We start from the raw sequence: 11,165 nt of genomic DNA on the forward strand, positions 1-11,165 counted from the left end.
GTCCGCATCGCGGACTGTCGTCCGCACCGTCCCCCACGAAAGTGCGCCGTGCGCTCTCTCCCACTGCCGCTCGCCCTCACCGCGCGCCTGTCCCCGGTGGCCGTGCTGGCCTGCGCGGGCTGGGCGCTGACGTCCGGCCCGCTCACCGAAACACAGGACACGGCGAGCAAGGACACGCAGAACACCCAGTCCCAGAAGGCGTCCGACCCTTCCGCCGCCGCCGTGTCCAAGACATACGCCGCGGCGCCCGCCCCCTGCACCAGCGTGGCCGCGAAAACGGTCGCCTCGCTTGTTCCCGGCGCCAAGACGGCGGGCAAGGAGATCCCGTCGACGGACGCCGACCTGCGCCGCACCTGTTCCTGGAACGCGCTCAAGGGCTACGACTACCGGTGGCTCGACATCTCCTTCGAGATCATGGAGTCGGACGAAGCGGCACAGAGTTCGTACAAGGCGCGTCTCGGGGAGAAGAGCGGCGGCGGGGCCGTCCCGGGGCTCGGCAACGCGGGCTACTCCGTGGTGAACCTCACGACGGAGGACAAACAGCAGACCCGGGAGGGCGTCGTCATCGCCCAGGTGTCCAACGCGCTGGTGGTCGTCAACTACAACGGCAGCGACTTCGAGACGAAGAAGGCGCCCAGTACGGACGAGATCAACACGGGTGCGATCAAGGCCGCGAAGGAAGCGGTGGCCGCCCTGCAGAGCGGCACGAAGAGCTGACCTCGAACGCGGGCCGGCCGAAGGGGCAGCTCAGCTCCTTCGGCCGGTCCCGTGTCACCGACCGTCAGGCGGTGTGGTCCTCCTGCCGTCCGCGCGCCAGCATCAGCGCCAGGTACAGCAGCATCGAGGTGGCGAGCCCGACCGCCCAGCCGTAGTCGGCGAGGGATTCCAGCGCCGGGACGGGCCGCCCGTCGAACAGGGGCTTGAAGCTGGCGCCGCCGATCGCGAGGACGCCGCCGGCCGCGAAGGCCGCCACGGCCCGCCAGTTCCAGCCGGCGTCGTACCAGTAGCGGCCGCCGGTGCGGTACAGGTCGGTCAGGTCGAGCTTGCCGCGGCGCAGGATCCAGTAGTCGGCGATGAGGATGCCGGCGACCGTGCCCAGCAGACCGCCGACCAGACCGAGCCAGGTGAAGATGTAGCCCTGCGGGTCGGAGTACAGCTTCCACGGGAAGATCAGCACGCCGAGGACGCAGGTGGCGAGGGCGCCGGTACGGAAACTGATCTTCCTGGGCGCGATGTTGGAGAAGTCGAAGGCCGGCGAGACCAGGTTGGCCGCGATGTTCACGGACAGGGTCGCCACCAGCACGGTCACCAGCGCGAACAGCAGCCCGAAGACGTTGTCCGTCTTCGCGGCGAGCTGTACCGGGTCCCAGATCGTCTCGCCGTAGACGGCCTGGGATCCGGAGGTGACCATGACCGACAGCAGTGCGAAGAGCGTCATGGTCGTGGGAAGGCCGAGGGCCTGGCCCCATGTCTGTGCCTTCTGCGACTTTCCGTAGCGGGTGAAGTCCGGGATGTTCAGCGACAGCGTCGACCAGAAACCGATCATGCCCATCAGGGACGGCCAGAAGAGTTTCCAGAAGTCGCCGCCCCAGCCGAGCTTGGAGGGCTGGTCCAGCAACGGGCCGAAACCGCCTGCTTTGTTGCTCATCCAGATCAGCATCACCAGCGCGCCGACGAGGACGAAGGGCGCGGCCCAGTTCTCGAAACGGCGGATCGTCTCCATGCCCCGGTAGATGATCGCGACCTGGATCGCCCAGAAGATCGCGAAGGACAGCCACATCGTCCAGGCGTAGCCGCCGATCTTCCCGGCGTCGCTCCAGCCGTTGCCGATCAGTTTCCCGGCGAGGAAGTAGATCGCCTCGCCGCCGATCCAGGTCTGGATGCCGAACCAGCCGCACGCCACCAACGCCCGTACGACAGCGGGGAGGTTGGCGCCGCGGATGCCGAAGGAGGCGCGGGCGAAGACCGGGAAGGGGATGCCGTACTTCGGTCCCGCGTGGCCGGTGAGCAGCATCGGGACCAGCACGATGAGGTTGGCCAGCGCGATGGTGAACACCGCCTGCTTCCAGTCCATGCCGACGGCGATCAGACCGGAAGCGAGCGTCCACGACGCCGTGTTGTGGGCCATGCCGACCCACAGCGCGGAGAAGTTGTACGTGGTCCAGGTGCGCTTCTCCACGGGGACCGGAAGCAGGTCCTCGTTGGCGTAGGGGCCGCTGGGCAGCGGCGAACCAGGGGCGATCTCCACCCGGCCGTCGGCGAGGGTGACTTGGGAGGTCGGCGGTATGGCTGTGGGAGCGGTGTCGGTCATGGGCAGGCCAATCAAACGAGGGGCGGATCCGGAAAGGCCGTGCGGGGTCTCCGGCCCCCTCCTCCGGGAACGACGGAGGAGGGGAGAACTGGAGTGGGGGGTGGGGAGTCGAGCGGTGTCGGCCGGGCGGGGGTCAGCCGTTGAGGGCCGGGATCACCGTCGTGCCGTACGCGTCGATGACCTTCTCCTGCGCGTCGTGCATGTCGTAGACGGCGAACTGGTCGACGCCCAGCTCGCGCAGGGCGTTCAGCTTCTCGATGTGCTTCTCGACGGGTCCGATGAGGCAGAACCGGTCGACGATCTCGTCGGGCACGAACTCGGTGTCGGGGTTGTCGCTGCGTCCGTGGTGCGAGTAGTCGTAGCCCTGACGTGCCTTGATGTAGTCGGTGAGCTCCTCGGGGACCTGGGAGGAGTGCTCGCCGTACTTGGACACCAGGTCGGCGACGTGGTTGCCGACCATTCCGCCGAACCACCGGCACTGGTCGCGGGCGTGGGCGAGCGCCTCGGGCGAGTCGTCCTCGGTGACGTACGCGGGGGCGGCGACGCAGATCTTCACCTCGGACGGGTCGCGTCCGGCGGCGACGGCCGCGTCCTTGACGGCCTTCACCATGTACTCGGTGAGGTACAGGTCGGCGAGCTGGAGGATGAAGCCGTCGGCCTCCTCGCCGGTCATCTTCAGCGCCTTCGGTCCGTACGCGGCCATCCAGACGGGGAGCCGGGCGTCCTCCTTGATCCAGGGGAACCTGACGACCGTGCCGCCGAGGTCGGCCTCCTGGCCCGAGCCGAGCGCCCGGATGACCTTCATGGCCTCGCTGATCCGGGCGAGGGTGTTCGGGGTGCGGCCCGCGACGCGCATCGCGGAGTCGCCGCGGCCGATGCCGCACACCGTGCGGTTGCCGAACATGTCGTTGAGGGTGGCGAAGGTGGAGGCGGTGACCTCCCAGGTGCGGGTGCCGGGGTTCGTCACCATCGGGCCCACCGTCAACGTACTGGTGTTGGCCAGGATCTGACTGTAGATCACGAAGGGTTCCTGCCAGAGCACCGCGGAGTCGAAGGTCCAGCCGTAGGTGAAGCCGCTGCGCTCGGCGCGCTGCATCAGGCTGACGACACGGGAGGCAGGGGGGTCGGTCTGGAGGACAAGTCCGAAGTCCATCGGTCTCCTTGCAATGGTCTGATGGCGTTCTTTCGCCCTGTAAAGGGCCGGTTCGGGCTGGACCGCGATCTTCGGATTGGAAGCTTCCTCATCGAGGAAGCGGAGTCACGGTGCGCTGCTCCTAGTTGCTGCGGCGTCACACCTCATTGGAGGTACTGGCAAGTTGAGCGGGGCGTGTACAGGCCGTGGCCGACACGCCCCGCAAACTTCCGCTGGTCGATGACGAGTTCGCCGCGTGAGAGGACCGTCTCGACGCGGCCGGTGAGGCGCTTGCCCTCGTACGCCGAGTAGTCCACGTTCATGTGGTGCGTCTCGGCGGAGACTGTCTGCTCGGCGTGCGGGTCGTAGATGACGACGTCGGCGTCGGCGCCCGGGGCGATGGTGCCCTTCTTCGGGTACATGCCGAACATGCGGGCCGGGGTGGCGCAGGCGATCTCGATCCAGCGGCGGCGGCTGATGTGCCCGTCGACGACGGCCTGGTGGAGCAGGTCCATCCGGTTCTCGACGCCCGGCAGACCGTTGGGGATCTTCGAGAAGTCGCCCCGGCCGAGCTCCTTCTGGCCCACGAAGCAGAAGGGGCAGTGGTCGGTGGAGACGACCTGGAGGTCGTTGGTCCGCAGGCCCTGCCACAGTTTGGCCTGGTGCTCCTTCGGCCGCAGCGGGGTGCTGCACACGTACTTGGAGCCCTCGAAGTCGGGCTCCGCGAGGTTGTCCGTCGACAGGAACAGGTACTGCGGGCAGGTCTCGCCGAAGACGTTCAGCCCCTCGTCGCGTGCCCTGGCAAGTTCCGCAACCGCTTCCATCGCCGATACGTGCACCACGTACAGCGGCGCGCCCGCGACCTGCGCGAGTTTGATGGCGCGGTGGGTGGCCTCGGCCTCCAGCAGCGCCTTGCGCACCTCGCCGTGGTACCGCGGATCCGTCTCGCCGCGCGCCAGCGCCTGCTCGACCAGGACGTCGATGGCGATGCCGTTCTCGGCGTGCATCATGATCAGTCCGCCGTTCTCGGCGGAGCGCTGCATGGCGCGCAGGATCTGGCCGTCGTCGCTGTAGAAGACGCCGGGGTAGGCCATGAACTGCTTGAAGGACGTGACGCCCTCCTCCACCAGCAGATCCATCTCCTTGAGCGTGTCCTGGTTCACGTCGGAGACGATCATGTGGAAGGCGTAGTCGATCGCGCAGTTGCCCTCCGCCTTGGCGTGCCAGGCGTCCAGTCCCTCGCGCAGGGTGTGGCCGACGCTCTGCACGGCGAAGTCGACGATGGTCGTCGTACCGCCCCAGGCGGCCGCCCGGGTTCCGGTCTCGAAGGTGTCGGAGGCGAAGGTGCCGCCGAACGGCAGCTCCATGTGGGTGTGGGCGTCGACGCCGCCCGGGATCACGTACTTCCCGGTGGCGTCGATGACCTGCTCGGCGCTCCAGGCCTCGGCGGCCGGGGTGCCGGAGGCGGCGAGGGCGGCGATTCGGCCGTCCTCGATCAGGACGTCGGCATGGATCTCGTCGGACGCGGTGATGACGAGGCCACCCCGGATGACGGTACGGCTGCTCATACTCCCTCTCCTGCCGTGCTCAACACTGGTGTGCGGGTCGGTCGGCGCCGCCGGTCCGGCCCCCCGTGCACCGGACCGGCGGCGACTGCGGCTGAGGCGCCGCCTGCTACGGAGCGGTGAGCGGGGGGTAGGCGTCGGGACGGCGGTCCCGGTAGAACTGCCAGCGGTCGCGGACCTCGCGCAGCTTGGCCATGTCGAGGTCGCGGACGACGAGTTCGGTCTCCTTGTCGCTTGCCACCTCGCCGACGAACTGGGCCTCCGGATCCACGAAGTACGAGGTCCCGTAGAAGTCGTTGTCGCCGAGTTCCTCGACGCCGACCCGGTTGATCGCGCCGACGAAGTACTCGTTGGCGACGGCCGCCGCCGGCTGCTCCAGCTGCCACAGGTACGCGGACAGGCCCCGCGAGGTCGCCGAGGGGTTGAAGACGATCTCCGCGCCCTCCAGCCCCAGCGCCCGCCAGCCCTCCGGGAAGTGGCGGTCGTAGCAGATGTAGACGCCGATCTTCCCGACGGCCGTGTCGAAGACGGGCCAGCCCACGTTCCCCGGGCGGAAGTAGAACTTCTCCCAGAAACCGTTCACCTGCGGGATGTGGTGCTTGCGGTACTTGCCGAGGTACGAGCCGTCCGCGTCGATCACGGCGGCCGTGTTGTAGAGGACGCCGGGCTGCTCCTCCTCGTACATCGGCAGCACCAGGACGATGCCGTGTTCCCGGGCGAGCGCCTGGAAACGCTTGACTATGGGGCCGTCGGGGATCTGCTCGGCGTACTCGTAGAACTGCGGGTCCTGGACCTGGCAGAAGTACGGTCCGTAGAACAGCTCCTGGAAGCACAGGACCTGAGCGCCCTGGGCGGCCGCGTCGCGCACCGCCTGCTCGTGGACCTGGATCATCGATTCCTTGTCGCCGGTCCAGGCCGTCTGGAAAATCGCGGCACGGATCACTCTGCTCATCGGGACCTCCGGTCGCTCGGTGTGCGAGGAGCCTAGAAAGGCCGGAAGACCCATTTGAGTTGCACCGTGTCACGTCTGCGGGCGTCCGGCGTGCCAGCGTGTCACGTCTTGGTCGCCCCATGTTTCACCGCCGTTTTCCCAGGTCGTTTCATGTTTCGGGGCGGTTGCCCGCCGCCCGCGGGTCAGCCCTGTTGCGCGTCGTGCGCGAGGAGCGCGATGTGCACCGAGGCGGCCTGTTCGAAATCGTCCAGGTCCACGCCCAGCCGGCCTTCTATCGCCTCCAGCCGCCGGTACAGCGCGGGCCGGGAGACATGATGGAGCTGGGCGGTGCGGGACTTGTTGCGGCCGGTGGCCAGATAGGTCCGCAGCACGGCGAGCAGGTCCTCGCCCGCCGCGCACAGCAGCCCGTCCAGCTCCCGCTCCGCGAAGGACTGCACATGCGGGTCGTCCCGCAACAGCCGGACCAGGCCCCGCAGATGGACGTCCTTGAGGCGGACGACGGCCGGGAGGTCGAGGGCGGCCGAGGAGTCGGCCACGGCGTCCGCGACGTGCTGGGCCTCGCGCAGCCCGGCGGGCACGTCCTCCCAGACGGTGCGCGGGTCGGCCGCCGCAACGACCGTACGGGCCTGACCCGACTCCGTCCGCAGCCGGGCGGCGAAGTGCGCGGCGAGTGCGTCGGCGTCCTGGTCGCGGGCGAGGCTGAGCAGCACCGCCGTCGCCCCGTCCGCGAGCTCGGCGACCAGGCCCGGCATCCCCAACAGCCTCAGCATCCGGTCGAGTTCGGCCAGGTCCCCGTCCCGCACGACCAGCGGGACGAAGGTGCGCCGGTTGACGGGGAGTCCGGCCGCCCGGGCCCGGGGCAGCAGCTGCCGGGCCGGTACGACGCCGGAGATCAGGTCGGTGAGCAGGCTCTGCGCGGACTGCTCCTCCCAGGTGTGGGCGGAGGCGCCGCCGAGCATGCGGTGCAGGACGAGGGCCTCGGCGGCCCGGTCGGCGAGCAGCCGGCCGCCCGCGGTGTCGCCGCGGTGTCCGCAGAGCATGATCTGCCCCCACCGTTCGCCGCGTCCGCCGAGCTCGGCGCGGATCCAGCCGTCGCCCTCGCTGCCGCCGGCCTGCCGGGCGATGCGCTCCCAGTCCCGCAGCACGTCGTCGACCGCGGACCGCTCCCCCGCCGTCGCCAGCACCCGGTGGGCGAGGTTGGTGACGACGACGGGACAGGCGGCGTGCTGGGCGATCTCGTCGAGGAGCAGTTGCAGCGGGGCGCCCGCGGTGATCAGTCCGGTGAGCGCGGTCCGTACGGCCTCCGACAGGCTGACGGCGGCGAACTTCCGCCGGACCAGCCGGGACTGGACCTCCTCCGTCAACTCGGCGAACGGGAAGGGCCGGTGGAGCACGATCATGGGCAGCCCGCACCGTTCGGCGGCCCGCCGCATCACGTCCGGCGGGGTGGGGAAGGCACGGCCGAGGCCCAGCACCACGGCCGCGGCCTCCGCCCGGTGCAGGGACCGGATGTACTCGGTCTGCGCGCTCTCGTCGCCGGCGAGCAGCACACCGGTGGTGAGGACCATCTCGCCGCCGCTGAGCATCACGCCGACGTCCGCGGCCTCGGCGACGTGCACCCAGCGCACCGGCCGGTCGAGCTGCGCCGCGCCGGCCACCACCTCGGGCTCCCCGGCCAACACCCTTTCCAGGGCCAGGACCTGACGGACCGACAGAGCGGGTTCCAGGGGCTCTACGGGGCCCCAGGGCTCCAGGATGATGGTCATGGCGATGTTTCCCTTGCTCAGGCGGCGCTACTGTGTGCTCCTCAGCGCGCTTTCGAGGATGGCGGCGCCCTCTTCGGCCTCCGCCACGGTCAGGGACAGCGGCGGGGCGATGCGCAGGGCGCTGGTGTTGTGGCCGCCGCCCTTGCCGAGCAGCAGCCCGTCGGCGCGGGCCGCCTCCAGCACGGCGGACGCCCGGTCCGGGTCGGCCAGGTCGGTGCCGGGTCTGGTCAGTTCGACGCCGATCATCAGCCCGCGCCCGCGCACCTCCCGTACACCGGGGTCCTGGGCGGCGACGGCGCGCAGCCGCTCGATGAGCAGACCGCCGACCCGCCGGGCGTTGCCCTGGAGGTCGTGTTCCAGCAGGTAGCCGAGGTTGGCGAGGCCCGCCGCCATGGTGACCTGGGTGCCGCCGAACGTGGAGATGCTGTTGGCGTCCAGGCAGTTCATGATCTCGGAGCGGGCGATGACGCCTCCGATGGACATGCCGTTGCCGATGCCCTTGGCGAAGGTGACGATGTCCGGCGGACCGCTCTGCCCATGCGCCTGCCAGCCCCAGAAGTGCTCGCCGGTGCGGCCCCAGCCGGTCTGCACCTCGTCGGCGATCCACAGGATCCCGGATGCGTTCAGCACGTCACGGAAGGCCGCGTACAGTCCGTCCGGGGGCGAGGTGAAACCTCCGACGCCCTGGATCGGCTCGGCGATCAGGGCCGCGGGCGGGCGGGTGTGCCCGAGCAGGTCCTTGAGGTCCGCGACGCAGGCGTCGATGAACTCGGCGTCGCCGAGGTCGGCGAAGGGGCCGCGGCTGCGCACCCCGCCGTGCACGTACAGCGTCTGCAGCGGGGACAGCGAGGTCGGGGACCAGCCGCGGTTGCCGGTGATGCCGACCGCGCTGAAGGAACGGCCGTGGTAGCTGTTGCGCATCGCCAGGACGGTGTTGCTGCGCCGGTACGTGGTGGCGAGCAGCAGCGCGGTGTCGTTGGCCTCGGTGCCCGAGGTGGTGAAGAAGACCCGGGCGTCGGGGATGCCGCTGACGTGGGCGATGCGCTCGGCGAGCTCGACCATGGGCCGGTTGAGGTAGAGCGTGGACGAGTGGACGATCCGCCCGGCCTGCTCGCTCACCGCCTTCGTCACCTCGGGCAGCGCGTGCGCGGTCATCGTGGTGAGGATGCCGCCGAAGAAGTCGAGGTACTTGTTTCCGTCGGCGTCCCAGACGTGGCGGCCCTCGCCGTGGGTGATCTCCAGCGGGTCGTCGTAGTAGAGGGCGAGCCAGTCCGGCAGGACGCTTCGATGGCGGGCGTGGAGGTCGCTCACGGCTGCACCAGCCCTTCGTAGGCGTCGGGACGGCGGTCGCGGTAGAACGCCCACTGCTGCCGGACCTGCTCGACCAGGTCGAAGTCGAGGTCGCGGACGAGGAGTTGCTCGTCCTTGTCGCTCGCGACCTCGCCGACGAACTGTCCGCGCGGGTCGACGAAGTAGGAGGTCCCGTAGAAGTCGTTGTCGCCGTACTCCTCGACGCCGACCCGGTTGATCGCGGCGACGAAGTACTCGTTGGCGACCGCGGCCGCCGGCTGCTCCAGCTGCCAGAGGTGGGCGGACAGGCCGCGATGGGTGGCCGACGGGTTGTAAACCAACTGCGCGCCCTTCAGGCCGAGTTGCCGCCAGCCCTCCGGGAAGTGACGGTCGTAGCAGATATAGACGCCGACCTTGCCGACGGCCGTGTCGAAGACGGGCCAGCCGATGTTGCCCGGCCTGAAGTAGTACTTCTCCCAGAAGCCCTTCACCTGCGGGATGTGGTGCTTGCGGTACTTGCCGAGGTAGGAGCCGTCGGCGTCGATCACGGCGGCGGTGTTGTAGTAGAAACCGGACTGCTCCACCTCGAAGACCGGCACCACGACCACCATGCCCGTCTCGCGCGCGAGGTCCTGCATACGACGCACGGTCGGCCCGTCGGGGACCGGCTCGGCCCAGCGGTAGTGCTCCGGCTCCTGGACCTGACAGAAGTAGGGAGCGTTGAAGACCTCCTGGAACCCGATGACCTTCGCGCCCTGCCGGGCCGCCTCGCGGGCGTGCTCCTCGTGTTTCGCCACCATGGACTCGGTGTCGCCGGTCCAGGTGGCCTGGACCAGTGCGGCACGTACGGCGTTGGCCATGAGCTGCTCCTTCGACGGGACGGCAGAGCGTCTACGCGCGTGTACGCCGACCGTAGAGGGCGAAAGCCCCGCCGGGAAGGATGTCCGCCCACTCGATCGAGTGAACTGCATTCCATGCCCCGCGAGAAACAAGCGTGAACGGTTTTCTTTACGTCGAGGTAAACCGGGCCGGCCGGTTCCGGCCCGGTCAGGCGGTGAAGCCCGCGACCCGCAGGGCGTGCACGAGGTCCCAGCGGCGCTCCTCCGAGACGGTCCGGGCCGCATCCAGCAGGAGCGGGACGAGGGCCTGCGGATCCGGGCCGACGCTGCGGGCGGCCTCCTCAGGGGTGCGGACACGGACGTAGGCGTCGAGCAGCGCGCGGGCCTCCCGGCGCCTGCCCTCCGCGACCAGGCCGAGCACGGACTGCCCGATCTCGGCGGCCGGCCGGGCGACGCCCTGCCGCAGGATCTGCTCGCCGTCGGCCGTGCGCCCCACGGCGGCCAGGGCGTCGGCCGCCTCGACGAGCCGGTCGGCGGGCAGGGAGGCGGCCTCCCAGAGCAGGGTGGTCCAGTCGGCGGTGAGCCCGGCGCGCTGCAGTTCGGCCGCGAGCAGCGGGATGCGGGCGGCCGGCCAGTAGGCGAGCTCGACGAGCAGGGCGTGCGCCTCGCCGCTGCGGCCGTCGCCGCGCAGCCGCACCAGCCGCTCCACCACCTCGACGGTCTCCCGCCGGGCCGCCGCGTCCAACGGCTCACGCTGCGGCTCGGACGGCCGCTCGGCCCTCTCGGCGGCCCCGGCGAAACGGGCGCCGCGCGGGGTACGGCGCGCGGACGCGGCGGGCGCGGGCGCCACCGGCTCGGCGACGGGCGGTACGACGACGTCCTCCTCCTCGGCGAGCCCGGCAAAGCGTGCGCTGCCACGACGACGCTTGCGCTGCTTGGGCACGGGCGCCGGGGCGGGAACGGGCGTGACCTCGCCGGAGACCGACGGCGGCCCGGGCACGGCATCCGCCGGACCCCCGGCATCCTCTGCGCCGCCCGTGGGCCCCACCGCGACCTCGTCGGCACCCCGATACCCGGCCCGCAGGTCGTGCACATCGCCCACAGAACCCGCCTCGGCGGCGGCACCGCGGTAACCGGCCCCGGCGTCATCCGCATCACCCGCAGAACCCGCCGCCGACCCCACCCCGCGACGCCCCGCCCCGGCGTCGTATGCACCACCCATTGAGCCCGCTGCTGCCCCGGCACCCCGATGCCCGGCCCGCAGGTCGTGCACATCGCCCGCAGAACCCGCCGCCGGCTCCACCCCGCGA

9 protein-coding genes are annotated in these 11,165 nt (G+C 70.3%); 1 reads left to right on the top strand and 8 read right to left on the bottom strand.

Annotated elements, in window-relative coordinates; all coding sequences use genetic code 11:
* The first annotated feature begins 48 nt into the window (after window positions 1–48).
* Window positions 49–717 (top strand): hypothetical protein, encoded by a 669-nt coding sequence (locus ACIBAF_RS13035; RefSeq protein WP_399463244.1) that lies wholly within the window; start codon window positions 49–51, stop codon window positions 715–717.
* 64 nt (window positions 718–781) lie between these two features.
* Here the strand turns inward: ACIBAF_RS13035 and ACIBAF_RS13040 are convergent, their stop codons facing one another.
* The 8 genes from ACIBAF_RS13040 to ACIBAF_RS13075 all read right to left on the bottom strand — a co-directional run bounded on the left by ACIBAF_RS13040 (window position 782) and on the right by ACIBAF_RS13075 (window position 10,957).
* Entirely contained in the window at window positions 782–2,311 is a 1,530-nt protein-coding gene (locus ACIBAF_RS13040; RefSeq protein ID WP_399463245.1) for an NCS1 family nucleobase:cation symporter-1, read from the bottom strand.
* Between the two features lie 133 nt (window positions 2,312–2,444).
* On the bottom strand, window positions 2,445–3,464 hold the full coding sequence (locus ACIBAF_RS13045) for a TIGR03842 family LLM class F420-dependent oxidoreductase (protein WP_399463246.1): 1,020 nt from the start codon (window positions 3,462–3,464) through the stop codon (window positions 2,445–2,447).
* A 143-nt stretch (window positions 3,465–3,607) separates the two neighbouring features.
* Complete coding sequence (gene hydA / locus ACIBAF_RS13050; RefSeq protein WP_399463247.1) at window positions 3,608–5,011, bottom strand: dihydropyrimidinase; 1,404 nt, start codon at window positions 5,009–5,011, stop codon at window positions 3,608–3,610.
* Between the two features lie 106 nt (window positions 5,012–5,117).
* Window positions 5,118–5,960 carry a nitrilase-related carbon-nitrogen hydrolase gene (locus ACIBAF_RS13055; RefSeq protein ID WP_399463248.1) on the bottom strand — a complete coding sequence of 281 codons (843 nt, stop codon included), beginning with the start codon at window positions 5,958–5,960 and terminating at the stop codon, window positions 5,118–5,120.
* Between the two features lie 182 nt (window positions 5,961–6,142).
* Window positions 6,143–7,726, bottom strand: a complete 1,584-nt coding sequence (locus ACIBAF_RS13060) for a PucR family transcriptional regulator (protein WP_399463249.1) — start codon at window positions 7,724–7,726, stop codon at window positions 6,143–6,145.
* Window positions 7,727–7,753: 27 nt separating this feature from the next.
* Window positions 7,754–9,037: an aspartate aminotransferase family protein gene (locus ACIBAF_RS13065; RefSeq protein ID WP_399463250.1), complete on the bottom strand. Its 1,284-nt coding sequence runs from the start codon at window positions 9,035–9,037 to the stop codon at window positions 7,754–7,756.
* Window positions 9,034–9,876: a nitrilase-related carbon-nitrogen hydrolase gene (locus ACIBAF_RS13070; protein WP_399463251.1), complete on the bottom strand. Its 843-nt coding sequence runs from the start codon at window positions 9,874–9,876 to the stop codon at window positions 9,034–9,036. Before ACIBAF_RS13070 ends, ACIBAF_RS13065 begins: the two co-directional genes overlap by 4 nt.
* 187 nt (window positions 9,877–10,063) lie before the next feature.
* Window positions 10,064–10,957, bottom strand: a complete 894-nt coding sequence (locus tag ACIBAF_RS13075; protein WP_399463252.1) for a hypothetical protein — start codon at window positions 10,955–10,957, stop codon at window positions 10,064–10,066.
* Between the last annotated feature and the right edge of the window lie 208 nt (window positions 10,958–11,165).

Source organism: Streptomyces sp. NPDC051677 (genome assembly GCF_044453465.1).
Classification (GTDB): Bacteria; Actinomycetota; Actinomycetes; order Streptomycetales; family Streptomycetaceae; genus Streptomyces.